Here is a 25,006-nt window from a genome sequence, read left to right on the forward strand (position 1 = left end):
TGATGAGTAAAGATTTTTGTACCCGTGATAAGCTGTTCGGCAATCCAAAAATGCACGCTTTTCAGTACCATTGCTCTTAATACGGTTCTCCAAACAACACTAATGAGCAGGTGAGTTCTTTAATCAATTGTGTGGTAATATCGCTCACTCCTAACCCCGCAATAGTACGGCGACGCAAAGAGCGCAAAATTACCATATCCGCTAACTTAGCTACTTTCAAAATCGCCAGTGCTACATCGTCAGCTTTAATCACTTGCACCTCTGATTTTACCTGCCCTCCCGTGACATTCAGCATATTGATATACTCATCTTCAATCGCCGCTATGTCAGAAGATGCTGTTTTAGCCGGACAAACGTGCAGCAGTTTCACCTCCCCTTGATGGGTATCAGCCAGGAGTTGAGCAAATCTTACCGTGCGGATTGTCTGGGGCGAGAAATTCTTCGCGGGTACCAAAATTTTACGCAGGTTGACGGGTTCATCTAAGAGTCGCATTACCGCAACTGGACAGTGAGATGCCCAAAATACTCGGTTAATAATTGTGCCGAACAAACGTGCCCGCAATCCGGTATTTTTTCGCCAACTCATAACAATTAAACTGGCATCTTGTTCACGGGCGGTGTGAACAATTCCAGAGGCAATGTCATTCCCAATCCGCAATATCGGTTTTGCCTCGGCGTCAAATTCTGAACTAATGGTTAGCGCTTTGTTTAGGAGTCGCCGACTTTGACGCAGGTTAACCTGCATCTGGGGTTCGTCCATGTAGGTATGGGCTGGAGAAATGGACAACGGTATAATTTGACCGGATTGGTGACGCGCTAGCAGGGCTGCCATTTCCATTAAATACCCCTTGGTTTGACTTTTGCTAACTGGCACGACTATCCTAAACGGAGCTGGCTCTTGTTCCTCTAACCGTTCAAAGCGATGATTTTCCCACCAAAGTTTGGACTGGCTAATTTTCGGGCTGGCTTTCGGCAAAGGGAGTTTCGGGGCAAATTTTCCGGTTAATAGAGGACCCAAAATAGAGGTGATTAGCATCAAGACAATGACGCTGTTAAAGACGGTGTCTGTGATTAACCCTACCTGCAAACCCACTAACGCGGCGGCTAGTGTGGCGGCGACTTGGGGGATAGACAGAGACCACATCACCATCATCTCGTTAAAACTGTAACGATAGAGGACTTTTGTGATCGCGGCGGCGAGGAATTTGCTCCCCAGCAATCCCACGACAATTGCTAGAGTTAGCCAAAAACTGGTGGTGAGGCTTTCGATAAACACAGGAATGTCGAGAAGTAAGCCCATGTCTACAAAGAAAAAGGGGATAAATAAAACACTACCTACAAACTCCACTTTTTCTTTCACGGGTGAGTTTCCCACCACATCATTAACCGCTAAACCTGCCATAAAGGCACCGACAATCTGATCCACCTGAATAATTTCCGCCCCCACCGACGCCAGAAACACCGCCAGGAGTACAAACAAAAATTGATTGCCCTCATCATCTCCCGTCCGCCGAAAATGTTCCTTCCCTATCCAATCAAAGCCAAATAAAACAATGGCGGTGTAAATGGCTAATGCCACCAATTGCTGAAACAAACTATAGACAGAAAAGTCTCCCGCATTAATCGAAACACAGATGGCTAGAACGAGTAGCGCACTGATATCAGTAAAAATTGTCGCGCCAATGGTAACAATCACAGGTTCTTTCTCAACTAAACCCAAGCGCTGGATGATAGGATACCCTAATAGAGTATGGGAGGCAAATAAAGACCCCATCAACAGGGAGGTATTCCAACCAAAACCAAAGAATCGCCCAATTATCATACTGGTAGCGAGTGGTACGATAAAGGTCATCAATCCAAATACTAAAGACCGATGTTTCTTCTTACGAAACTGCACTAAGTCGATTTCTAGCCCCGCCACAAACATTAGATAAATTTTGCCAATATCGGAAAGCAGCTTCATGGTTTCGCTGTCAGCATCCAATAGCTGCAACCCATTGGAACCCAAAAGGACTCCTGCCAACAGCAATCCGACTAACCCAGGCAATCCCAAGCGCTCGAACAACGGCGGAATGGTTAAACTGACTAACAGTAGAATAGTAAATGCAACAATTGGACCTTCGGGTAGCCCTGTTTGTAAAAATGTTATCGATTCATTCATCAGCTTTTGGCTAAAAAATTGCCACTATTTTATCGATCTCTATTCTTCAATTCCCCGAGTTTGCTTAAACCTATTGCTTCGGAATTCCTAGGATCTTGAAGACGGATAGGTAGATTCACCCGCTCAGGAAATTGACTAAATTGTTATTGTCTATAAAGGGTTGATGTTATACAAATATTGTAGCCAAAAGCACAGCATCAGGAAAAATTTACCACAGAATGGACGTGAATACCGCGATCGCGACTGAGTTATTTGAACCCACCCCATCTTCCTGCAACCCCATACAACCTTGGCATTGGCGCAAGCTTCCTCTGGCTAAGCGTAGTGGTTCACACGTCTTTGAGGCGCTATTTCTCCATCCTAGAGGAGATTCGACACAGGAAATAAATTTGGCTAAAAATTATCACATTGCCACTCTTTTAGAAAGCCCAGTGACGCCACATAATACCCATCTGGCTCGATATTCGATTTGTGCGGGTTCTCCTCGCTTTATTGCGAATCAACCTCAACTATGGACTCCGCCTGTGGGAGACATTCTACCTTTCCTGCGCCGCCTGCTTCAAGTGCAAAAGGCAGAATCGCCTGTACCTGCTGAACTTCCCTTTACAGGGGGGTGGTTAGGATGGCTGGGATATGACTTAGCCGGGGAGATTGAACAACTCCCCCACCTCAACACTGATCCTCTACCTTTCCCCATCGCCTACTGGTATGAACCCGAATCCTTTGCGGTGCTGGATCATCATCAGCAACTTCTTTGGTTAGCGACGACGGATGTGGCTCAACTTGACTCCCTACAACATCAGCTAGAGGAAGTGGATAGGAAGACAGGAGTAAAGAATACACCAGAACCGGACAAAAGTAATCCCATTACTCCTATTTTCCAAATCTCTCAGCACGATTATATGGCGGCGGTGCAGCAAGCGAAACGATATATTCAAGCTGGGGATATCTTCCAGGCGAATTTATCGTTGCGGTTTGAAGCGTATACTGCTTTGGATAGCTGGTCAATTTATCGAGCATTGCAACAGATTAATCCTTCCCCCTTTGCCAGTTATTGGCAAACTCCGTGGGGAGCAATGATTAGCTGCTCACCCGAACGATTGATTCAGTTATCTGGCACAAAAGTTGAGACTCGACCGATTGCTGGAACGCGGAAACGTGGCGCTAATTCAACTCAAGATGATCAGTTAGCAAAAGAGTTAATTCTGAACAAGAAGGAAAGAGCCGAACATATCATGTTGGTTGACTTAGAGCGCAATGATATCGGCAAAGTTTGTGAATGGGGAACTGTAAAAGTGAATGAACTTCTCACTATTGAACGCTACAGCCACGTTATGCATTTGGTTAGCAATATTATGGGAACACTTAGTCCTAAGTGTGACCCGATAGACTTGATTCGAGGTGTATTTCCTGGGGGAACCATTACGGGTTGTCCGAAAGTTCGCTGCATGGAAATTATTGAAGAACTTGAACCAGTAAAACGCAATTTATTTTATGGTTCTTGCGGTTATTTAGATTGGCGGGGAAACCTGGACTTAAATATTTTAATTCGCACGTTGCTGTATAGTAAATCGAGCCATTCTCAACCTGGAGCAACGGTTTGGGGACAAGTGGGTGCTGGCATTGTGGCTGACAGTGATCCACAAAAGGAATGGTATGAATCTCTACAAAAAGCCCAAGCTCAACTCAATGCGCTGAATCTGCAACTGTAGAGGTGTAGAGGAGATGGGGGAGCTGGGGGAGCTGGGGGAGCAATGTAGAGACGTGCCATGGCACGTCTGGGAGCTACAGCATTTTTAGACTCGATGTGATACACCCAAACAAGAGCAGAACAGAGCCGTCTCAGGGTTACTGTACTACACCGTATTAGAAAGTGCTGTAGAGGAGCCAACAAATGACGAATGACGAGTATTGTCAATCCGCCAAATAGCTGGAAAAAGTTACGATAAATGGCTGAGGCAGTCGCATCCGGATACCGAAGACAATTATAGATAACTTTCTTAACAAACTGAAAAATTAGCATCAGGGTTTTCTTTCTTCAGAGCTATATATCACTCCTGTAAATTGTATCTGCTGTCCCAATTAATTGCTTCCTTACCTCCTTAAAAAAATGACAACTGAAGGAAAAGTTCTCGCCATTCTTTTGATGCAATTTAGTCTTACTCCTGTCCCAGCCATGAAAGCAGTGGACGATTGGCTGAAACAGCATCCTCAGGAAAATTGGGACACATTGAAAGACTTATTACACCAGAAAAAAATAACCATGGTTAACGGAAAGCTGACCACGATAACTCAACAGAGTGTTACCAATTCCGGTAATAGTGTTAGCCGAAATCAAGGGGTTCAGCTACGACAACCTCAGCCATCATCGGTGAAAACATTTCGATTTCGTGGGGTCACGTATCATAAAGTTGAAATGCCTCCAATTCAGCACTTTACGATGATTGATCCAACCATTCCACCGGAAGTTTCCCGACCCAACTCTAATGATGATATACCCGCCTCTGATCCCCAAGTTGTGAACTTTCATAAATATGCAGAACGCAAGAAGCGATCGCAGGAAAATCAGTTGAATCAGACAGAGCGATCGCAACAACAGGGGTAATCACAGGGAAACCGTTACCCGTTTTCTTTGAGAAACGCTTCCACCTCGCGTCGGGTGGGTTGAGCCGCGATCGCACCAGGTTTGAGTGTCGTTAATCCACCCACAGCACTGGCGTATTTGACCACATCTCGTGCTGACTCTGGCGTCGCTAGACATGTCAGCCCCTTCTGACAAAGTTGGTGAATAAAGCCCGCGACAAAACCATCACCCGCTCCTGTGGTATCTTGCACATTCATAGTAAAGGGTGAGAAGGTGTCCTCCTGTTCACCGAGACAGTAGGTTATATCTTGATCTCCATTCGTCACCAAAACTCCTTCAACTGAATCTAGACGATGGGTAATCGCCCCTGCATCCGAGGTATCAAAGAATAACTCCCCTTCTTCTTTGGCTATTTTGAGAAAATCGATTTGCTTGACAAATTCCTCAATCAGTGGTTTTGCCTTACTGGGATCTGACCAAAACATGGGACGCCAGTTAATATCCACTAAAACTTTGACATCGTAGCGATTGGCAAGATCCAAGGCTTTATAAATCGCTTGTCGGGTTTGGGGATAGGCTAACTCCAGGGTACCCAACACTAAATAATCAGCTCCTTCAAATAAGGATTCGGGTAACTTCGAGTCGTCAAGGAAGGCGTCAGCAAATTGGGAGGTGTCGAAATCACCAAACCCAGCAAATTCGCGATCGCCCTTTTCTGAGCGCAGGACGTAAACCTGTCGGGTTGGTGCGGTAGGATGGCGCTGAACACCACTACTATCCACCCCGACATCCTCTAATAATTGGACAAGCTGGTTTCCTGGCTCATCAACTCCCACAGCTCCGATAAACGCCGCCGGGGTTCCCAACTTAACCAATGCACAAGCCACATTCGCTGGCGCTCCCCCAGGATAAGGCGTCCAGGATTCAACTTGTTCCAGCGATCGCCCCACCTGATTAGCTAGGCGATCGAATAAAATTTCACCGAGGCAGAGAACACGAGGATTAGTCACGGCAATATACACCTCAACGTTTCCCTCAGACTACCAGAGGCTTAACCTTTGGTTAAAAAGAATCTCTCAAACCAGGATGAGTTATGGCGTGTAGGTATCCCATAGTTCGTTAGAATTAAAAAGGCATAAGTAGATTTACCAAGGGCAAAATACCTATGGCTGGTGGCAAGTCGGATAAGTCTGTTTCTCTCTCAGACCGGGAATTACAAATTGTAGACCTGGTCGCCGCTGGTTTAACCAATCAGGAGATTGCCCAGGACTTGGAAATCAGTAAGCGTACCGTCGATAACCATATTAGTAATATTTTGCAGAAAACCCATACCGATAATCGAGTCGCACTGGTGCGTTGGGCGTTGCAGTGGGGTAAAGTTTGTTTGAATGATATTAACTGTTGTACCTTACCTCCCAAGCCCAATAGTAATGATGAGGTGGTTTCCTAGAACAGAGAGCCGGGGGAGCCATCACGAGACGCGCCATGACCCATCTATGTGTAGGGGCGGGTTTCACGATTAACGGGAAGCTTTTCACCCAGATGTCACTAAACCCGCCCTGTCTAAATTATGTTGTATTCCCTGTTCCCTGACAAATGTTATTGAGCAAACCCTGGTGGAAAATTCCTCTACTAAATCGCTCCGGAGTCATCCGACTCGCTATACTGAGTATCATTCTCTTGATTGTCATTTTTGGCGCATGGTTTCTGATGATCCGAATGCCTGGAGAAAGTTATCACGGTGAACTCCCACCGCTAACCCAGAAAGAAGTCACATTGCAAAATGCCCTTCAGCAAGATGTGGAAAAACTGGCGGGGGAAATTGGACGGCGCAACTATTTGTACTATGACGGTTTAATCGCGGCGACGGATTTTTTGGAACGAGAATTATCACAAGCCGGGTATAAAGTCAAGCGACAGGGATACGAGATTGATAATCAAACGTATTACAATCTTGAAGTTGAAATTATTGGCACTGAAAAACCTCAGGAAATCGTTGTCGTTGGCGGTCATTACGATTCAGTTTATACCAGTCCGGCGGCGAATGATAACGGTACGGGCGCAGCCGCAACCTTAGAATTAGCGCGTTTATTTGCCGGAAAACAGCCAGCTAGAACGCTGCGGTTTGTGGAGTTTGTGAATGAAGAACCGCCATTTTTCCAGACAGATGATATGGGGAGTCTAGTTTATGCTAAACAATGCCGCGATCGCAAGGAGAATATTGTGGCGATGCTGAGTTTAGAAACCATGGGCTACTATTCTAATAAAATTGGTTCTCAGCAATATCCATTTCCCCTAGACCGAATTTATCCATTACAAGGAAATTTTATCGGGTTTATTGGTAATTTAGGGTCAAGAAAACTCGTTCACAACGTCGTTGCATCCTTCCGCCGCCATGCCAAATTTCCCTCTGAGGGCGCGACGTTACCCCATAAGATTCCGGGTGTGGGTTGGTCAGATCAGTGGGCATTTTGGCAGCAGGGGTATCCGGGTGTAATGGTTACGGATACAGCCCCCTTTCGTTATCCTTACTATCATACTGACGAAGATACACCTGATAAAGTAGACTATGAACGATTAGCGCGAGTTGTTGCAGGATTAGAGCAGGTAATTACAGAGTTAGCAGGAAATAAAGTTAGATAACAAAATTCAAGGGTTATAGCAGATAAACTCAGGAAGACGGTTCTGAATCGCACTCCATTCCCTAGCTAGATTCGTTTCCCCCGGACGAATCTTGCGTCCTTTTAGTTCAGGATGACGGGCATAGAAAACGGCATCAGCAACTTCATTCGGACTATAATTAACCACATCATATCCATCCGACTCAGGCGGTTGTTCACAGTCTCGTGGCGTCCACCTCACTTTATCCGCGATCGCGCCGGCTTGTAGTAAGGGCTTTAGCCCTAGATTCGGCTTGTAGTAAGGGCTTTAGCCCTAGATTCGGCTTGTAGTAAGGGCTTTAGCCCTAGATTCGGCTTGTAGCAAGGGCTTTAGCCCTAGATTCGGCTTGTAGTAAGGGCTTTAGCCCTAGATTCGGCTTGTAGTAAGGGCTTTAGCCCTAGATTCGGCTTGTAATAAGGGCTTTAGCCCTAGATTCGGCTTGTAGTAAGGGCTTTAGCCCTAGATTCTACGGTTAAATCGGGCGCACGTCAGTACACCCCTACAATGCTAATCTAGCAAATTAGGTGTGCCACACCGCTACATTTAATAATTCCTGATTAACAATTCATAAATCCGTCCTCGCCTAGTTGATTTACTATTAATAGTGCGTTGTGCCTTTACTCGTTTTATATGATACTCTGCATAAGCAACCTCAAAAAAATTATCCTCTAAGTTTTCATTTTTGGGGTCAGAGTTACTCAAAATCAACTTAGCCCCCTTGTGATCCAGGACTCGAAAAAAATCTCGTAATCTTAATTGTGACGAATCATCAAAGATCTCTTGCGAATAAGATGTAAAATTTGCCGTTTTATTTAGAGGTCTGTAGGGAGGATCAAAATAAACCAAAGAACGATGATCAACAAAAGCTTCAGAGGCGGTAAAATCTCCGTAATGAATCTGAGTATTTTTCAGAATTTGAGCCACCGCTCTCAAGTTATCTGCATGACAAATTTTGGGCTGCTTATAGCGACCGATTGGAACATTAAATTCTCCTTTGGAATTGACTCGGAACAATCCATTAAAACAGGTGCGGTTGAGAAAAATAAGGTGAGCGGTTCTCTCAACCCAGTCTGGGTAATAGGTATGGAAGTCTATTTGTTGACGCTGTAGATTGAATTGAGAGCGAATTTGATAAAAATATTGTTTTCGTTCCTCAGCATCGAAGGATAAATATTTGTCTTGAAGTTTTGACAAAAGTTTAATCAAGTCTTCTACATTTTTCTGAATCGTCTTATACGCTAGAATGAGTTCAGGATTAATATCACAAATAAAAAACTCTTCAATTTTACCCAACTGGGCAATATATAGAAATACTGCGCCACCACCGACAAAGGGTTCAATATATCGATTGATTTTTCCCTGATTTAACTCTTCAGGCAAAAGTTTATCAATTTCTTTAATGAGTTGGCTTTTCCCACCTGCCCATTTCAAAAATGGTCTGGCTCGCATGGAATTTTTCATTAACTAGAGAGATACCTTATAAATCTTATACGATAATTAAACCTGTCCAATTGTATACCAAGTTGCTAAATAATGAAAGCAATCTTGTACCAAATTTTCGTACTTCCAGTAAACAGTTTTGTTAAGGTTTGAGGAAGGGCGACCCGATCAAATTGAGTGGATTGGAATTTTTCATTAGTGCAGCGGGTCGCCCCTACATATCTTAATTTGGGGTTAGGGTAGATTTGGTTGAGGTGTCATTATATTGTGTCTAGTCTTCTACCCTTTTACCCATTTTACAGGTATTTATTTCTGGCATAGTGGATAGTGTGGCTCTGGGAGCTTGAGCAGTGAGAATTATCGTTCCATCGGGCATTTTTACCCATCCTTGTGCTTCTATAATCGGTTTAGGTTGGACAGGAGTAGATGTAACGGGTTCTTCCTTAAGTTCACTTTGAGTATCAGTATCTAGAGTGACCCAATCACTAACCATGACATCATCACTAAGGAAATCTAACGGACTCGCCGGGATACCGCCGCGACCTGTAATCGTGAAACTACTAGCTAACGCTGCACCTCCAGCATGACAGGAACGGTCAATTAAGTTTTCAGCATCCACTAACCCTGTGGGTAACTCAATCAAGCCTTGATTGGGGTCAATTGAGGTCAATAATTCTAGGTTAAACTCTCCATTAATTCCCAATTCAGAACTGGCGGTAATATCACTCAATGGTGTCAGATTCTCCCGAAACTCTAACCCAAAGATACGCTGAGTGGTGATATCAATTCTCCCCCCTCTTCCCTCAAACGCATTCGCGGTAATATCACTATTTTCGGTAGGAATACCTGTAACAAAACCCGCCTCAATGGTAATATTCCCGCCATCACCACCCGCACCTGCTTGTCCAGCGGTGGTAGAAATTGTACTATTATTCCGTAGGAGTAAGAGGTCATCAACTTGTAGACGAATATTACCCCCATCCCCGGATTCAGTTTGAGTAATCAGTTCTCCTTGCTGGTTGAGTTGAATCAAATTGGCGTCAATTTCGATATCTCCAGCTTTTCCGATTCCCTGGCGACTACTGGCTGTAATTTGAGCGCGATCGCTTACAATAAGTTGTCCCGTCTGTATACTTAAATTCCCTGCATCTTGGTCACCACTGGTTTCACTGGTGATTTTACTTCTTAATTGGGGGTTATCAAGCGCTGTTCCCCTCACTTCTACCAGTTCAGATGCATTAATAGTTAAGCGTCCCCCTTGACCCTCACCAGTGGTTCGCACCGACACTTCTGCACCATCGCGAACAATTAATTTTCCTGTATCAATAGTTATCATTCCAGCGCTTCCCGTTCCTAATGTTTCGGTACTAATCTGACTGGGTAAAAATCCAGTAAAAATAGTGCTATCGACAGGAATAGTACCAATTACTTCCACAGATTCAGATGCATTAATGTCTAAGATTCCTCCTTGACCTTCGCCAATTGTTGAAGCTAGAACTTTTCCCCCATTTCGGACAATTAATCGACCTGTGTTAATTCGAGTCTGTCCGGCTATTCCCGTTCCTGCACTGGATGTGCCTAACCAACTATACTGTATCCCATCAACAATACTTCCAGTCGGTATATAACCGCTGACTTCTACTAAATCTGAAGCATTAACTTCCAAGATTCCCCCTTGACCTGCGACTAATGCAGAAGCATCAACTCGTCCGCCATCTCGGATTATTAATCGGTCAGTATTAATGGTTAAATCGCCAGCATCGCCAGCACCGAATGTAGTTGTAATTATATTACTGGGAAAAAACAAGGAAAACATTTCACCATTGGATGTTTCACCTGACACAAGCTTCGCACCACTGACTTCCACTGACTCAGCCGCGTTTATGGTTAAATCGCCTGCTGCTTCATCACCAGAAACCGCAGCATTAATGGATGAACCATTACGGAGACTTAGCCTACCCGTTTCTATCAAAATCTTACCTGAATTTCCGGAATCCTCACCACTAAATGCAGATATTTGGCTGTCATTATCTAAGGTAATAACTTCTGTCGTTCGCACGGTAATATCGCCACCATTTCCTCGTAAACCATTTTCTATTAAAATAGAATCAATGTCCATTGGCAATGCTGAACCAGAAAACGTTAGCAAGTCAGAGCCATCTCTTAATAAAAGTGAATGAGCCGTAATGTTAATGTCACCACCATCACCCCGAATAATAGAACCGGCTGAAATATCACTGGTTCCGGAAAAAATCACTTGACCATCAGCTTTTATCGTAACGTTACCACTTTTGCCGATAGTTTCGATAGACTCATTATTTGTAAAGATAGGGCTATTTTCTGAAAATCCCAAAACTCCGGTATCGATATCACTATTTCCCGAAAAACTGATAGTATTACCTGCCTGAATCGTAACATTACCACTATTGGCGATACTACCACCAGCAGTAACAATATCGCTACTTTCCGAAAAGCTGATAGTGTCACCTGCATTCAGGGTAACGTTACCACCATTGCCAATATCTATAGAATTAGCCAAGATATCACTATTTTCGGAGAAGGTGATAGCTTCACTTGCCAGCACGGTGACATTACCACCATTGCCGATACCATAAGAAACTGCAAAAATATCGCTCTCTTCTGAGAAGCGGATCATCTTAGCGTTGATCGCAACATTTCCGGCATTCCCCGTAGATGAACTACCCTTATAAGCAACAATATCAGCATCAGTTAATTCAATCGCTTCACTGGCACTAATCCTGACATCACCCGCGTCTCCAGCACCGAAAACTATTGAACCAATATCTACACCAGATGATGCAGTAAATCTATCACTTTTGATGAAAACGTCACCGGAATCTCCAGCCGTATTCGTCTGTACTCCAGCCAAAACAGATGCACCATCGGTGGCGGAAAAAGAATTGGTGTTAATAACAATATTTCCCCCATTCCCTGTAGACTCCTGAATCACCTGATTAAAAACGCCAGTTCCTGAACCATTTAAATCAATACTGGCGTTAGCATTAATCGTAATATCGCCGCCATCTCCCATCCCTTCCGTTCCTGCGACTAAGCGTCCTTCATTTGTCGCCCTAAAATTATTAGTATTCACAATAATATCGCCGCCACCGATACCCCGCACACTCACACGGGCATCATCGGCTAAACTGACATCAGATAACCGACTATCCTGGGTAAAGTTTAGACTCAGAACATCTCCATCAACTTGCAAGTCTATAGTTCCCGGTACGGCTAAACCCCCTAACTCAATATGACCTCCCAACGCATTTAATCGACCTCCTGCTTCTAACCTTACATCACCACCAATCAGCAATAAACTTTTGCCATCTAGAACCTGAAGTCCTTGTTCAAGTAGCGATCCATTTAAGAATCCCCCGAAGACAGGAACTGTACCAGTAGAACGGTTAACAATTTCGGCGGAGTTCGAGAGTTGGTTAAAAAAGAAAGCATTTGGATTGATAGTGAGTAATTGACTCGTTTCCGGTTGTGAGGCGCTAAATTGTCCCTGATTATCCCAGCCAATCCCATTCGCTGTGGTAGCGACAAATGAACCTCCAACATCTAGCTTGGCACCTTGTCCAAAGATAATGCCATTGGGATTAATTAAGAATAGATTCGGAGTCGAGTCGCCAAAGGTTCCCAGTGTACCCAGAATATAAGACGGATTTTGGTCAGTGACTCGTGTTAAGATATTTTGGATATCAGCAGGACTAAAAAAATAGACGCCTCGGTCAACATCAATATTAAATTCCCCAAAACTATGAAAGAGATTTATCCCTCGGATAGCACCGCCTTGAATGATATCAATCTGTCCAAAGGGAGTCACAATGGAACGTTCTACCCCCAATGTGTCATCGGGTGTAATCTGAGCAAGGGTGGGATCAGGGAAAGAGGCGATCGCACTCAACACCCCAAAACCCCCAATTAACCACCAGCACCAGGATTGGCGGATTGTCGCTGCTGCACGTTTGTTGTTCATGTTTCGGCTTTTGCACTCTCAGTTAAGATTTGTGTTTGCGATCGCCAATTGCGATACTCTATTATTTGGCAGTTATCAAAATATGAAGTATACTTATTGTCTTTGTTCCCTATTCCTGAACAGTCCTCATCCCTTATATGTTCGCATTTTTCCCTATTTTTCCCCTCGCCCAAGCTACCCCTACACCCCCACCCCCAGTGGAGATTGTCCAACCGCAAGACGTGCGTCCGTTACCGGGACAATTAGATCAGGTTCCTGTTTTCAATAGTAATAGTCCCGAACTGGTTCAAACCGAGGGAATTTTACTCTCTACGTTTCCAGGAAACAATAAAGCAACGCCTAGCGCCCACTTAAATTTTCCCTTTCAGGGACGTTTTGATATCTTTGCCCATCATGTGGCTAAAGCGCCAACTCCTGATGATTTACGGACGCTTTATTTAGGAATACTTGCACATAATCCTAGTACAAAATCGGTCACCGTTGATATTTTGCAAGCGGCTAGTTATTTGAGTCAACCGGATGCACCGTTTATCCAATTACCTGCTCAAGTGGAGAATCCCCAAGGTACAGTGTATGCGGGTCCTGGTAGTCGGGTGATGAGTGATATTTTGAGAGGCTATCGCCAAGCCGAGTTTCCGCCGCAAGTGGTAATTCCGCCGCAATCAAGCCGCCTGTTACTCAATTTACCGATTCCGGTGAAACCCTTAGAACCGCCGATTAATGGGCGTTCCACGTTGATGCGGTTACGTAGTGATGGACAAGTGTATCTAGCCAGTCTTGCGCGTTATGCACCCACTGATGAGGCGGGAAACGAACGCGCCCCCACCCTGGTAGAATGGCAGCAGGTATTGGATAAAGGGGAATTAGCCGGACCACGCGATCGCGCCCCGACTCCACCTGACTCAACAACGGGTAAAATCATCTATGGGCGGGTTGCAGGTGTGGCTCAAGGATCACAGTGGCAAACTCAGTTAACTGATAGTCCGAGTTCCCAGGTTTTGACGATTCCTGAACCAGGAGACGCCTTTTCTTATGGATTGAGTACCTTAGCAGGTGGACGTTTAGGAACTGATCAAAGCCAAAGTGCGAGGATGCTGGTACGTTATCCTGATACTGCTTATTTTGCCCATGGAAACTATGGGGTGCAATATAGTTTAACCTTACCGTTGGTGAATCCAACTCAGGAGACAAAAACAGTTACCGTATCCTTACAAACGCCTCTAAAACAAGAAGAAATTGAGGACGGATTACGGTTTCTAGAACCTCCAGCCAACCAAGTCTTTTTCCGAGGAACAGTGCGACTCCGCTATAACGATGATGCAGGAGTACCGCGAACAGGATATTGGCATTTAGTTCAACAGCGAGGACAAGAGGGGGAACCGTTAGTGACGCTAAAAATGCCCCCATCCAGTCAAAGATTAGTGCAATTCGATTTTTTGTATCCACCCGATGCAACGCCACCACAAGTTTTAACAGTGGAAACGTTAGGTGTTAAGTAGGGCTTACTGCACAACCCGGAAACCCTGATCCATCAATACTTTGAGGCGTATGGACAGTGGATAAAGTGCCAGGAAATGGGGTAGCATCCTTCCTAAGTATGGCATCACCTTGCTCAGGGAAAATGTACCCTTGCTCCCCCAGCTCCCCCAGCTCCCCCAGCTTCCCCAGCTCCCCCTCACCTCACCACTTATTCAGCAAGCCCTAAGTAGGTGGGGACAATTAAAGTTGTTATTTGTCTTATGTCTTATGTCATTCGTCTTATGTCATTGTTTTTTGATAAAATTGCCAGGTTTGTTCGATATCCTGTCTCATGCGCTGTCGCAACTCATTCGGGAACATGACTTCTACCTTGGGTCCCCAAGCGCGGAGTCGCATGATTACGGTATTGTCCTGTTGGCGATAGCGGAGGATGTAATAAGCCGCATCGGGATGGGCGTGAATATGGGCTAAAAGTTTTTGGGTATTGGGTAATTTTAAGTCCTTAATTAATGCCTGTGCTGCTTCAGAACTATCTAGTTTTTCAAAGGTCGGATGACGGAAGGAGTTGTCGATGTAACGCTGGGCAAAATCAGCATCAAACCGTAGCAGAGTTACATCAGATTTTTCATAGAAATCAAAGCCATAAGCGGCATCTAATTCCTGTTGAATATAAGCAGGAGCATAGTTTTCCGGATGGTTGATAATGTCAGATTTTGAGAAAGGGAGATGGGCAGTATCCCAAGGCAGTTTTTGATACTTGCTTATCCGTTCTAAACGGTAGTTATACCATCCCACTGGCGCTTTGGTTGCTGTTTTCTGCGGTCTTTGACCAAAGGCGCAGAGGTAGTAAGCTCTCTGATAATAATATAGGCAAACTGGGTAAATGGTGTAGTTTTTAGTTTGATTTAAGGAAGCACTGTGATAGGCAATTTGCAGCGGTGGAGTAGGCGTCTCTTGCCAAATTTCTTTGAGGCGATCGGCTAAATCCGCTGAGGTTTCCCGCAATTCTTCCTTAACTACATAGTCATGATGGATAAATAAGCGTTGTTCGCCATTAATTTTTGTGAATAACAGTTGGGCAATAGTCGATACATCATTGGTAAAAAATCCTAAGGTTCCTTCATAGGAAAAATTAGGGTCGGTCGTGAATGGTTCAAGGATAGCAGCCGTTGACCGTTTGCGGAATTTGTGAATTGGCTTTTTGGTTGTTGTTTGGGGATTGATCAGTTGTCGCTCTAGGAACGGAGTTTTCAGTTGAGACAACTGAGTTAGGTGATTGCGTAAGGTACGGTCAGTTGCAGAAAAAATGGCAGTTGATAAGAGTTTGTCAATATCATTTTCCTCTAACGTATATCGAGATTTTAAGGTAGCAATGAATTGATTGGTGAAGGATTCGGTATATTCGGGAAATAGCCAATCGGAGAAAGAACGAGTTTTATAATGATCAACTTTTTCTTTGAACTTCTTTAACCAATCCGCACAGTTAAAGAGTTCAATTTCAAATTCGATAAAGAAGTGACTATCGCGGTCATACAATGACCGGAGTATGACCCACCGCCGAGCGCCACAGGCTAAAAGTGTGAGGCAATTTTTGGATTGGGTTGGAGTCGATGGATGATTAGAAACTTGCAATAGTTCTGGTACAAGGGTTTCTAAGCAGTGGACGGTGGGCAGAAATTCTTCAGCAGACATGGAGTGATGGGAGGTAACGACTTTGTTTGTAGTGAGAACTTTAGTTCTCGCTTCGCCTATCTGGAGAGGGCTAAAGTTCCCTCACTACGAACCAATTCTAATCCACTAATTAAGGTGTGCCACGCCGCCATCGTGGGGAGAGCGTTCGCGAAGCGTTCCCGAAGGGTGGCGTAACGCACCTTAATCTTACGGGGAACAAAGCAGATCAATTAAGGATTGGGGGAGTTCTTCATAATGATCGAGCAAAAAATCCACGATTGTTAACTGGCGCAAGTCAACAGGTTGAGGGGAACGATGGTCTTGACCTCGGTTGAACCAACATTGAACGGTTCCCAGGGAACGGAAACAAATGTGAGAAATTTGTTCATAGGTGACACCCCATTTGGCATAAAACTTCTTGGGTGTCATCTTTAATTTACAGTAACAATATAGGTCAATGATGTATTGTTCTCGCTGAGTAATCGGGCGGGGATTGTGGGGTCTTTTGGGATGATAGCGTCCGGTTGGGGTACGCACCAGTAGAGGCTCTATTTCCTGATCCAAATGGGTGGGATAACGGTATAGGTTGTCCTCATCTTCATGGGGAGAATCGTTAAGTGTTGAGTGTGTAGGGGCGGGTTTAGGAACAAACAGGAATTGTTTTACCCAACTTGGTGGCAAAACCCGCCCGTCTTCTTGGGTTACGTCCTCTATTTCTTCACTGTGACGCAGAGTGTTTAAGGCACCCGCAATGAGTTTACCATTCAGGCTTTCGGTTAACTGCTGGATAAATAATGCCGCGATCGCGTGGGCTTCTGCATCCGTTAGGTGCATTTGAGCCGCATCGAAGTCAATGTCGCTGTGGTGCTGGATCAACGAGAGGAGTTGGGCGATACCCAATTCCGCTAAGACTTGCTGGATAGGGGATTCAGGAGTATGGCTGGGGTCGAAGTTGGGGGAGAGGTGTGTCATGTTTTTTTCTTCTTTGATACTTAGTTTTTGTGTGCTTGTAATAATGTTGTAACATAATGAGTAAAATAAAAACCCCTTTGTCAGCAATTAGACAAAAAAACGGCATCCTACTAAGTTTTGTAAGCAAGCCTCAAACCCTGACAAAGGACGAATGACGCACCGACTTAGAGGTTGGAAAGCCCCTATTCTTACTGCCTGCCATAGTAGAGACGTTGTATGCAACGTTTTTACCCAATGATGATCGAAAAGGAAGGTTAACTTATGTCAGGCTTAGTTGTTACACCGATGAATCAGGAACACCGAATGATGGCTTATTCAATACACCTTGAAGGCGATACTCTGAGAGTGGATTTTGCCAAAACTGATGAAGGGAAACCGATTCCGGCTGCTGGCGATGTCATTGTGCAAGATGTGCAGACTCGTGTGAGGCAAATGATTGCTTCTGGAGAACTTTCCGGGGGGAATATGCTCAAAATTAATGGGCGGATTTCAGTGGGGGCGAGTTATACCCTGGCTCATGAGGTGGCGCACCTGTATCGAGTGGTTGCAGTGGCGGATACACGGTTGGGAGCTTATGTGGTGGTGAGTAGTACAACACCAGAGTATCCTTTGGCTGCGACCAAATTGTCCGCGATGTCAAGGCGCAGTTACAAGAATTAATTAATTCGGGGCAATTAACAGGCGGAAAACTGCTGAAAATCAATGGGCGTTCAACGGTGTTAGCGTCTTTTGTCCTAGCACTGGAACTGGCTCATCGCTATAGTGCGATCGCAGTCTTTGATCCGAAAATAGGCGATCGCGGTTTAGACCGTTATATTATCACGATTAGTCATACTCCAGATTACCAGGTGGGAGACCGGGTTGATATCAAGCGTGACCCCTGTCAGACGGTGAAAGTGGTGCTATGCGGCGCTCCCAATACGGGAAAAACTGTTTTTCGGGATGGGTTGAAAGAGGCAATTCTGGAGCGAGAGGATGTTCCCCAGGATTTTTATACCATTTCCGGTTGTCCGGATGGGGATGGTTCCTGGTTTGCACAAACAGCACAGAAGTATCCGGAGTTAGCGGCAGAATTAAAAGCTGAGTATAAGGCGAAGTTTACACCAGAATTTGCCCAAGACAAAGCGCGAACGGTTGACGTGATTAAAAACTCATTATTACTGTTTGATGTAGGGGGCAAGATAAGTGCAGAAAATGAGTTAATTATGGCTCAAGCTACCCATGCAGTGATTTTAGCTAAGTCGGAATCCGAGGTAGCCGATTGGCAAGCCTTTTGTCGCCAGCTAAATTTGACTGTGATTGCGATTATTTATAGTAGTCTTGATGCCACAACTGATACGATTCAAACCCAAACGCCGCAGTTAAGGGGAACAGTTCACCGACTGATTCGGGGTGAATCGGTGAAAACTCGTCCCATGATTCAAGAGTTGGCAAAGCAGTTAGTTGAGTTAGCTAGTTTGTAGTAAGGGTAGGGGCGCACCGATGTGCGCCCGTGTCAACTGAAGCTCAACCCCTCAACCCCAGCCCTCACCCCCAGCCCCTCTCCCAAGCTTGGGAGAGGGGAGCAAGAGGGGAGTAAGAGAATCTGGTTCCCCTTCTCCCCACGGTGGGAGAAGGGTTAGGGGATGAGGGGGAAATGTTGAGCAAATGATAGGAATGGGAGCGATATTGGCACATTACATCAACCGTTTCTGGCAGAGGTAGAGACAGAATTGTCTCAGCCAAGAGAAGTGGATAACTCTGTTGTTCAAAAAAATAGTTGGCATCGAGAAATGGCGGCAATTTATCTGATAGAACAAGGCACGACAATTTATAAGGAGTACCAACGGTTTATTATTTATGTATCTGAGAAGCCGAAACTGGAAGTACCGATTCGAGAAGTGCAGCAAATTCTGGTGTTTGGCAATATTCAATTATCAACGCCAGTGATGCAAGTTTGTTTGCGAGAACAAATAGCGGTGGTATTTCTGAGTCAAAGTGGTCGCTATCACGGTCATTTATGGAGTTCTGAATTTCGGGATTTAGACCAGGAGTTGGTTCAAGTGAGACGGTGGGGTGATGCGGCGTTTCAGTTTCAGGTGTCTCAGGCAATTGTTTATGGTAAGTTGATGAATTCTAAGCAGCTTTTGTTGCGATTTAATCGGAAGCGCAAACTCCCGGATGTGGAACGGGCGATTATCGGGATTAATCAAGATATTGAGGCGTTGGAGTTTAGTGAAAGTTTGGATAGGTTGCGGGGTTATGAGGGGATAGGGGCGGCGAGGTATTTTCCGGCGTTGGGTCAGTTGATTACGAATTCTAGGTTTGAGTTTTCCTTGCGGAATCGCCAACCGCCGACTGACCCGGTGAATTCGTTGTTGAGTTTTGGGTATACGCTTTTGTTTAATAATGTTTTGGGGTTTATTATTGCGGAAGGGCTTTCTCCTTATTTGGGGAATTTTCATTATGGGGAACGGCAGAAACCCTATTTGGCGTTTGATTTGATGGAGGAGATGAGGTCAGTTGTTGTCGATAGCTTGGTTCTGAATATTGTTAATCATTCTTTATTCAAGCCCCAAGATTTTGACACGGTTCCTAGTACGGGAGGGGTTTATTTGAATCAATCAGCAAGGCGGGTCTTTCTCAAACAATTTGAAACCCGGATGAATGAAGAGGTTTCTCATCCCGATTTACAGTCAAAAGTCACCTATCGTCAAGCGATTCAATTACAGGTGAGGCGGTATAAACAGAGTTTGTTGTCTGGGGTTTCCTATGAAGCTTTTTTAAGAGCGATGTAAATGGGGAACGGGGAATTATAAATTCTATTTCTTTGACTTCACACAACCCTACTTTCTGTGTTTGAATGTTTTTTGAGTTTGGAGCAGATGCGGCAGCTTTATGAAAAGGTGAAAAAGTTAGTTGAGCCAGTGGAGGATAATGTGCGATTTTACTGGATATCTGAGGAAGCGGTTTCGAGGGCGTTGGTGATTGGCTCAGAAGCACCCCAACCGCCGCCAAAGTATTATGTTATCTAGGTTTGAGGGAAATTAGGGGTGATTTTTAGTTGGTGAATCGACACCACTCGCCAAATCGCCGAAACCCTATATTTTTCGTTGAGTGGTGTCGATGCCTGACAGGGAAAGGATTTGCGGTATGGGTTGGGAGCAATTTTGGGCAGAATGCATTATAATTTCAGCAGTGGTGTCGATTGGGCGGCTGAAACCCTTACTGGGCAAGGGCTGCTAGACGAACTCCCTACCGATTGGGTTAAATCGGATTAGTTGGAAACTTTCAATATTACCAGTATTATACTGGTATTTGATCCCCCCTACCGATTGGGTTAAATCGGATTAGTTGGAAACGTTAGTAAGTAATATTGTGGGTTTGTTTTTGACCACTTCCCTACCGATTGGGTTAAATCGGATTAGTTGGAAACATAATAGACTACTATTCCACCTATTGTCTTTTTGACCCCTACCGATTGGGTTAAATCGGATTAGTTGGAAACTTAATGAAATTTGGCATATGCAGCTACTGCAGAATCCCCTACCGATTGGGTTAAATCGGATTAGTTGGAAACTTTCTAGTGACAAAGATTTAGGGGGTTAAAAAAACCTGACCCCCTACCGATTGGGTTAAATCGGATTAGTTGGAAACAAATCTTCTAGAGACATGGTTGCCTTTTAATAGGTTTGCCCTACCGATTGGGTTAAATCGGATTAGTTGGAAACTTTGAGTAGCGTGGATTTTTTTCTTTTATTGTCAGCCCTACCGATTGGGTTAAATCGGATTAGTTGGAAACTGAGCAACTACCCGCTCAACTTGCACGACGGGTGCTTCAGGCCCTACCGATTGGGTTAAATCGGATTAGTTGGAAACGAAAGGGAGCAAAAGCCTCCATTCTCAGTGACCCTACCGATTGGGTTAAATCGGATTAGTTGGAAACTCTAACTCAGCAAGCTCGGTAGGTGTGCTATACCCTTTCCGACCCTACCGATTGGGTTAAATCGGATTAGTTGGAAACTGTGAGAATCAAATATGTTAAGGAACATAAACGATTCCCTACCGATTGGGTTAAATCGGATTAGTTGGAAACCTTTCATTTCCGAAACCACGTCGTCCGTGACCCTACCGATTGGGTTAAATCGGATTAGTTGGAAACGAATCTTCCTCTTGCGAGGAAAATTCTTGTTCAGCCCTACCGATTGGGTTAAATCGGATTAGTTGGAAACACGATCGGACAAACGAACCACTGCCCAATCTTTGGCCTGCCCTACCGATTGGGTTAAATCGGATTAGTTGGAAACGTTGAAGTACCCTTGTTTCCCGCTGCTGCTTTCTCCCCTACCGATTGGGTTAAATCGGATTAGTTGGAAACTTAAGTGCCGTTCCCAGTTTACAGTAACACTGGCTCCCCTACCGATTGGGTTAAATCGGATTAGTTGGAAACCTTGCCCAACTTGCAGTTTCCCAGCTATATGGGAGTCCCTACCGATTGGGTTAAATCGGATTAGTTGGAAACTTCTGCCGTTGGGTCGGCAGAAACGTGGGGTATTATCCCCTACCGATTGGGACCGATTGGGTTAAATCCGATTACAGAAAGAGTGAAGACAAAGCTACTTCACTCTTTTTTAATAGTTGCCACAGGAAGCGGGGGTTTCCATCCACCCCGATAATAAAACTAGAGAAACGAGGAAACCCCAATGACTACCCTTCAACACAAGCCACCCCAGACGGCTTCAAAAATCAAAGAAACACTCTATATTTCTGGCATTCTCGCCGGAACAGCCTTTACCGCTATCTCTCAACAAGTCGCTTTAACCTCCATACCCCTCCTGGGGTTGCTCCTGATGCAGCGAACAAACCAGCATCGCCTTACCCTAGCTCAACAGCAACAGGAAAAAATAATCACTGAAGTCCAACACACCCTCAGTCCCCTCTCAACCCAAATTCAGCACCTCGAAACTCAGATTCATGAAGCTGAATCTTCCCCTAAAAACTACCTAACCAAAACTCATTTAACTCCCATCATTGCCAAACTCCATCAACTCAAACACGAAAATAGAGTCTTTAAACTCAAAGAACTAAAAGACGTAACCCAACAGATTAATACCCTGGAACAGCAGCTTGATAACTTAACCCATCAAACCCAAAACTTACAAGCTTGCCAACACAACTTAGAGCAACAGTTTCAGTATCATTCCTCTCAAACCCAACCATCTCGCCACCCTAAATCCACCCCGACTCAACCTGACCCTAACCGAGTTGCCATCTTTATTGATGCCGCTAATATCTACCATAGTGCCTTACAATTAGGATTTGACCCCCCTGATTACGCCGACTTACTAGCGTTTCTCAAACGTCAATATTCATCTTATCAAGCATTCTTCTACACAGGACTGGACTCCACGAACCGACAGCAAAAAAGGTTGTTGTTTAGATTACAGAACTTGGGCTACAAAATCATTAGTAAAGAAATCATTAAACGTGCCGATGGTTCTTGTAAAGCTAACTTATACCAAGTTGCGTTCTATCATGTCATTCTGAGCGAAGCGAAGAATCTGGACAGATGCTTCGCGTCACTCCGTTTCACTGCGTTCTGCTCAGCATGACAGATTCTACCTTAGACTGCAACTTGGTATTAGATGTAGAGTTAGCTTTAGACCTAGTGGAGTTAGCGGATACCTACGATACCGCCATTTTAGTCAGTGGTGATGGCGATTTTGTCCCTGCCATTGAGCGGATTCAGCAGTTAAGTAGGCGAGTAGAAGTCGTCAGTTATCGTGCTACAACTAGCCAAAAATTGATGCAGTTAGCCGATAATTACCTTAATTTAGAAACCCAGACTAGCTTATGGCGAGTGGCTTAATCTTGGTGTTATAAGTGGGTGGACACAATTAAAGTTAACGGTTGAGATTAGGGAACAGGGAACACCTCAACTGACCTCGACGGTCAGTGAGCCTAGCCGAACTGCGGTCAGTGAGCCTAGCCGAACTGCGGTCAGTGAGCCTAGCCGAACTGCGGTCAGTGAGCCTAGCCGAACTGCGGTCAGTGAGCCTAGCCGAACTCCGCTCAGTCACACGCTTGGTGTGTCACAGGGAATGGGGAACAGTAAGGGTTTAAATTCTGATCCCTGATCCCTATCCCCTGTTTCCCTTTCTTAGTAAAATGTTAGTAGTTGTCGTGTATGATATTCCCAATGATAAAAGGCGGACGAAGTTGTCCAATTTTCTAGAAGGATATGGGCGACGAGTTCAATTTTCTGTGTTTGAATGTTTTTTGAGTTTAGACCAGATGCGCCAGCTTTATGAAAAGGTGAAAAAGTTAGTTGAGCCAGTGGAGGATAATGTGCGATTTTACTGGATATCTGAGGAAGCGGTTTCGAGGGCGTTGGTGATTGGCTCAGAAGCACCCCAACCACCGCCAAAGTATTATGTTATCTAGGTTTGAGGGGGTTTTGAGGGGGATTAGTCAGGTGTTCATCGACACACCTCAGCAAATCGCCGAAACCCTATATTTTTCGTTGAGGTGTGTCGATGGCTTACAGGGTAAGGGTTTGAGGTATGTGTTGGAGTCAATTTTTGGGAGGATATGTTAGACTTTCTAGAGGTGTGTCGATTCGGCGGCTGAAACCCTTACGGGGCAAGGGCTGCTAGACGAACTCCCTACCGATTGGGTTAAATCGGATTAGTTGGAAACACGAAACAGAACGAAACAGAATTATTTGTTGTTCTTCCCTACCGATTGGGTTAAATCGGATTAGTTGGAAACTCTCCATTTCTAAATAAAATGTAACCTCAACCAAAAAACAAACCCTACCGATTGGGTTAAATCGGATTAGTTGGAAACATTTGTATTTCTTGACCAACTTCGATCTTCCCAGCTATACCCTACCGATTGGGTTAAATCGGATTAGTTGGAAACTGTTCTTGAGGGAAAACTTGTGTAGCTCTCGGTAAACCCTACCGATTGGGTTAAATCGGATTAGTTGGAAACGGTAGCTGTGCTACGGTTTCCATTGTTTGACCCTACCGATTGGGTTAAATCGGATTAGTTGGAAACCCAATGCAGTCCCGATAAAGCCAATTGTGGCTACACCCCCTACCGATTGGGTTAAATCGGATTAGTTGGAAACTTTTTGAGCTTTCGCCACAAAGTCTACTGCGGGTAACCCTACCGATTGGGTTAAATCGGATTAGTTGGAAACCATATTTTTTCGTTTTTATCGTAAACAGTAACTATACCCTACCGATTGGGTTAAATCGGATTAGTTGGAAACACAAAACAATCTTCGCCTTCACTCTACATTGCTAGTGTAGTATGGAAAACTGGGATAGAATTGATAAGCTGGTTATGCACTGCTGGACGGTTGCCCCATAAGATTCGCTAATCAGAGCAGTAGGTAGCTTTGTTCGTTTAGCATCTCGGTAAAGAATAGAATCCTTTCCCCTCTGTCGCTTTTGGGGTATGATTCGCATATTTCTTTACACGCTTCTTTTACGCCGAATGCTGTATATTTTTTGGTTAGCTGTCTGCATCGAATCATTACCGATCCCAGATAGTCGCGTTTTTTGGTTATGTGTTTAAGGATTAACACCCTTAAGCACGCTTTATCCCATGCGGATAGTCGTGATGCTTTCATAATCTTGTCTTATAGGTTTGTGTTCCAGCGGAGCATAATTGCCTTATCAATCGATACCCGTTACTGTTGGTTTAGTAACGGGTGTTTTAAAATCGCCGTTACTACTTCAATATTTCAGATTTCTCAGGTAGTAACGGCTGTGAGGGTCTTTACTCTTTAAGCTTCAGAGCCTTCTTAAGCTCCTTGAACAGGAGCTTGCAGCCATAAGCGGCGGTCTGACTGATGATCAGTTTTCCGAATGTGTTACTACCTCCTTGGTCATTTTTCTCAATCTCAAATCGTTTCTGTCGTTCATCGTAGAAATTTCCTAGTCTTTCGCCAATTGCTCCGTGTGGGCGATTTCCCTTGGGGGCGATCGCAACCAAAATCCACATATAGAGTTCAGTCCCGGCACATTTTTGAACCGCTTCCGGCGTT

At 44.6% G+C, this 25,006-nt stretch carries 19 protein-coding genes, 2 pseudogenes and 2 CRISPR repeat arrays; of the genes and pseudogenes, 12 read left to right on the forward strand and 9 right to left on the reverse strand.

Translation table 11 applies throughout. The annotated features are described in order from the left end of the window. Nucleotides 1–76: 76 nt before the first annotated feature. A complete protein-coding gene (locus MC7420_RS33530) occupies nt 77–2,161 on the reverse strand; it encodes a cation:proton antiporter domain-containing protein (protein ID WP_006106303.1) in 2,085 nt (694 codons plus the stop codon). Nucleotides 2,162–2,379: 218 nt separating this feature from the next. On the opposite strand from MC7420_RS33530, the gene MC7420_RS33535 reads away from it, so the two are divergent. Next, a complete protein-coding gene (locus tag MC7420_RS33535; RefSeq protein ID WP_006106316.1) occupies nt 2,380–3,873 on the forward strand; it encodes an anthranilate synthase component I in 1,494 nt (497 codons plus the stop codon). Between the two features lie 398 nt (nt 3,874–4,271). Continuing rightward, nucleotides 4,272–4,766 (forward strand): hypothetical protein, encoded by a 495-nt coding sequence (locus MC7420_RS36005; RefSeq protein ID WP_006106317.1) that lies wholly within the window; start codon nt 4,272–4,274, stop codon nt 4,764–4,766. Nucleotides 4,767–4,780: 14 nt separating this feature from the next. On the opposite strand, the gene MC7420_RS33545 is transcribed toward MC7420_RS36005, so the two are convergent. Next, nucleotides 4,781–5,755, reverse strand: a complete 975-nt coding sequence (locus tag MC7420_RS33545) for a carbohydrate kinase family protein (RefSeq protein WP_044211208.1) — start codon at nt 5,753–5,755, stop codon at nt 4,781–4,783. A gap of 155 nt (nt 5,756–5,910) precedes the next feature. Between MC7420_RS33545 and pedR the strand changes: the two genes are divergently transcribed. Continuing rightward, entirely contained in the window at nt 5,911–6,195 is a 285-nt protein-coding gene (gene pedR / locus MC7420_RS33550; protein ID WP_006106304.1) for a photosynthetic electron transport-dependent transcriptional regulator PedR, read from the forward strand. 146 nt (nt 6,196–6,341) lie between these two features. Further along, nucleotides 6,342–7,388, forward strand: a complete 1,047-nt coding sequence (locus MC7420_RS33555) for a M28 family peptidase (RefSeq protein WP_044211190.1) — start codon at nt 6,342–6,344, stop codon at nt 7,386–7,388. 6 nt (nt 7,389–7,394) lie between these two features. Here MC7420_RS33555 and MC7420_RS40970 read toward each other — a convergent pair whose 3' ends face one another. From MC7420_RS40970 to MC7420_RS33565, 3 genes are all read right to left on the reverse strand, one after another. Continuing rightward, nucleotides 7,395–7,607: a hypothetical protein gene (locus tag MC7420_RS40970; RefSeq protein ID WP_157453441.1), complete on the reverse strand. Its 213-nt coding sequence runs from the start codon at nt 7,605–7,607 to the stop codon at nt 7,395–7,397. A 342-nt stretch (nt 7,608–7,949) separates the two neighbouring features. Then, the gene (locus MC7420_RS33560) at nt 7,950–8,855 is read right to left on the reverse strand and encodes a DNA adenine methylase (protein ID WP_006106296.1); all 906 of its coding nucleotides are present in this window, start codon (nt 8,853–8,855) and stop codon (nt 7,950–7,952) included. 262 nt (nt 8,856–9,117) lie between these two features. Next, nucleotides 9,118–12,846, reverse strand: coding sequence for a two-partner secretion domain-containing protein (locus MC7420_RS33565; RefSeq protein ID WP_006106320.1), 3,729 nt, complete (start codon nt 12,844–12,846; stop codon nt 9,118–9,120). 137 nt (nt 12,847–12,983) lie between these two features. Here MC7420_RS33565 and MC7420_RS33570 point away from each other — a divergent pair, with 137 nt between their 5' ends. Further along, nucleotides 12,984–14,345: a DUF3370 domain-containing protein gene (locus MC7420_RS33570; RefSeq protein WP_006106305.1), complete on the forward strand. Its 1,362-nt coding sequence runs from the start codon at nt 12,984–12,986 to the stop codon at nt 14,343–14,345. Nucleotides 14,346–14,604: 259 nt separating this feature from the next. Here MC7420_RS33570 and MC7420_RS36010 read toward each other — a convergent pair whose 3' ends face one another. The 3 genes from MC7420_RS36010 to MC7420_RS38790 are packed head-to-tail and all read right to left on the reverse strand — an operon-like array spanning nt 14,605 to nt 16,968. Continuing rightward, a complete protein-coding gene (locus MC7420_RS36010) occupies nt 14,605–16,017 on the reverse strand; it encodes a TIGR03985 family CRISPR-associated protein (RefSeq protein WP_006106323.1) in 1,413 nt (470 codons plus the stop codon). Between the two features lie 56 nt (nt 16,018–16,073). Then, a complete protein-coding gene (locus tag MC7420_RS43665; protein WP_006106295.1) occupies nt 16,074–16,196 on the reverse strand; it encodes a hypothetical protein in 123 nt (40 codons plus the stop codon). 7 nt (nt 16,197–16,203) lie between these two features. Next, nucleotides 16,204–16,968 (reverse strand): hypothetical protein, encoded by a 765-nt coding sequence (locus MC7420_RS38790; protein WP_006106297.1) that lies wholly within the window; start codon nt 16,966–16,968, stop codon nt 16,204–16,206. Nucleotides 16,969–17,229: 261 nt separating this feature from the next. Here MC7420_RS38790 and MC7420_RS33585 point away from each other — a divergent pair, with 261 nt between their 5' ends. The 7 genes and pseudogenes from MC7420_RS33585 (at nt 17,230) to cas2 (ending at nt 23,391) form a co-directional block, all read left to right on the forward strand. Beyond that, nucleotides 17,230–17,628, forward strand: coding sequence for a hypothetical protein (locus MC7420_RS33585; RefSeq protein ID WP_052307587.1), 399 nt, complete (start codon nt 17,230–17,232; stop codon nt 17,626–17,628). A gap of 56 nt (nt 17,629–17,684) precedes the next feature. Further along, the gene (locus tag MC7420_RS33590; protein WP_006106309.1) at nt 17,685–18,431 is read left to right on the forward strand and encodes a hypothetical protein; all 747 of its coding nucleotides are present in this window, start codon (nt 17,685–17,687) and stop codon (nt 18,429–18,431) included. A gap of 309 nt (nt 18,432–18,740) precedes the next feature. After that, complete coding sequence (gene cas1 / locus MC7420_RS33595; protein WP_044211220.1) at nt 18,741–19,745, forward strand: CRISPR-associated endonuclease Cas1; 1,005 nt, start codon at nt 18,741–18,743, stop codon at nt 19,743–19,745. Between the two features lie 54 nt (nt 19,746–19,799). Continuing rightward, nucleotides 19,800–19,982, forward strand: a pseudogene (locus tag MC7420_RS33600) (CRISPR-associated endonuclease Cas2); the annotation flags it as partial. 218 nt (nt 19,983–20,200) lie between these two features. Further along, nucleotides 20,201–21,469: direct repeats of the CRISPR family, unit length 36 nt; unit sequence CCCTACCGATTGGGTTAAATCGGATTAGTTGGAAAC. 181 nt (nt 21,470–21,650) lie between these two features. Then, complete coding sequence (locus MC7420_RS36015; RefSeq protein WP_006106286.1) at nt 21,651–22,559, forward strand: NYN domain-containing protein; 909 nt, start codon at nt 21,651–21,653, stop codon at nt 22,557–22,559. Continuing rightward, nucleotides 22,556–22,816, forward strand: coding sequence for an NYN domain-containing protein (locus tag MC7420_RS43670; RefSeq protein WP_052307588.1), 261 nt, complete (start codon nt 22,556–22,558; stop codon nt 22,814–22,816). Before MC7420_RS36015 ends, MC7420_RS43670 begins: the two co-directional genes overlap by 4 nt. A 299-nt stretch (nt 22,817–23,115) precedes the next feature. Further along, nucleotides 23,116–23,391 (forward strand): CRISPR-associated endonuclease Cas2, encoded by a 276-nt coding sequence (cas2, locus tag MC7420_RS33615; RefSeq protein WP_006106302.1) that lies wholly within the window; start codon nt 23,116–23,118, stop codon nt 23,389–23,391. 219 nt (nt 23,392–23,610) lie between these two features. Further along, a CRISPR array of direct repeats spans nt 23,611–24,226; the repeat unit is 36 nt; unit sequence CCCTACCGATTGGGTTAAATCGGATTAGTTGGAAAC. A 512-nt stretch (nt 24,227–24,738) separates the two neighbouring features. On the opposite strand, the pseudogene MC7420_RS42135 reads toward cas2, so the two are convergent. Further along, nucleotides 24,739–25,006 (reverse strand): annotated as a pseudogene (locus tag MC7420_RS42135) (hypothetical protein); the annotation flags it as partial.

Source organism: Coleofasciculus chthonoplastes PCC 7420, from assembly GCF_000155555.1.
In the GTDB taxonomy this organism is placed as follows: domain Bacteria; phylum Cyanobacteriota; class Cyanobacteriia; order Cyanobacteriales; family Coleofasciculaceae; genus Coleofasciculus; species Coleofasciculus chthonoplastes_A.

What these genes read in the sequence shown, in the direction of transcription:
- MC7420_RS33585 (WP_052307587.1), top strand. Translation starts at nt 17,230, where the DNA reads ATGTCAGGCTTAGTTGTTACACCGATGAATCAGGAACACCGAATGATG.
- pedR (WP_006106304.1), top strand. Translation starts at nt 5,911, where the DNA reads ATGGCTGGTGGCAAGTCGGATAAGTCTGTTTCTCTCTCAGACCGGGAA.
- MC7420_RS33535 (WP_006106316.1), top strand. Translation starts at nt 2,380, where the DNA reads ATGGACGTGAATACCGCGATCGCGACTGAGTTATTTGAACCCACCCCA.
- MC7420_RS33560 (WP_006106296.1), bottom strand. Translation starts at nt 8,855, where the DNA reads ATGCGAGCCAGACCATTTTTGAAATGGGCAGGTGGGAAAAGCCAACTC.
- MC7420_RS36010 (WP_006106323.1), bottom strand. Translation starts at nt 16,017, where the DNA reads ATGTCTGCTGAAGAATTTCTGCCCACCGTCCACTGCTTAGAAACCCTT.
- MC7420_RS43670 (WP_052307588.1), top strand. Translation starts at nt 22,556, where the DNA reads ATGACAGATTCTACCTTAGACTGCAACTTGGTATTAGATGTAGAGTTA.
- MC7420_RS33565 (WP_006106320.1), bottom strand. Translation starts at nt 12,846, where the DNA reads ATGAACAACAAACGTGCAGCAGCGACAATCCGCCAATCCTGGTGCTGG.
- MC7420_RS33555 (WP_044211190.1), top strand. Translation starts at nt 6,342, where the DNA reads ATGTTATTGAGCAAACCCTGGTGGAAAATTCCTCTACTAAATCGCTCC.
- MC7420_RS38790 (WP_006106297.1), bottom strand. Translation starts at nt 16,968, where the DNA reads ATGACACACCTCTCCCCCAACTTCGACCCCAGCCATACTCCTGAATCC.
- MC7420_RS33530 (WP_006106303.1), bottom strand. Translation starts at nt 2,161, where the DNA reads ATGAATGAATCGATAACATTTTTACAAACAGGGCTACCCGAAGGTCCA.
- cas2 (WP_006106302.1), top strand. Translation starts at nt 23,116, where the DNA reads ATGTTAGTAGTTGTCGTGTATGATATTCCCAATGATAAAAGGCGGACG.
- MC7420_RS36005 (WP_006106317.1), top strand. Translation starts at nt 4,272, where the DNA reads ATGACAACTGAAGGAAAAGTTCTCGCCATTCTTTTGATGCAATTTAGT.
- MC7420_RS33570 (WP_006106305.1), top strand. Translation starts at nt 12,984, where the DNA reads ATGTTCGCATTTTTCCCTATTTTTCCCCTCGCCCAAGCTACCCCTACA.
- MC7420_RS36015 (WP_006106286.1), top strand. Translation starts at nt 21,651, where the DNA reads ATGACTACCCTTCAACACAAGCCACCCCAGACGGCTTCAAAAATCAAA.
- cas1 (WP_044211220.1), top strand. Translation starts at nt 18,741, where the DNA reads ATGGCGGCAATTTATCTGATAGAACAAGGCACGACAATTTATAAGGAG.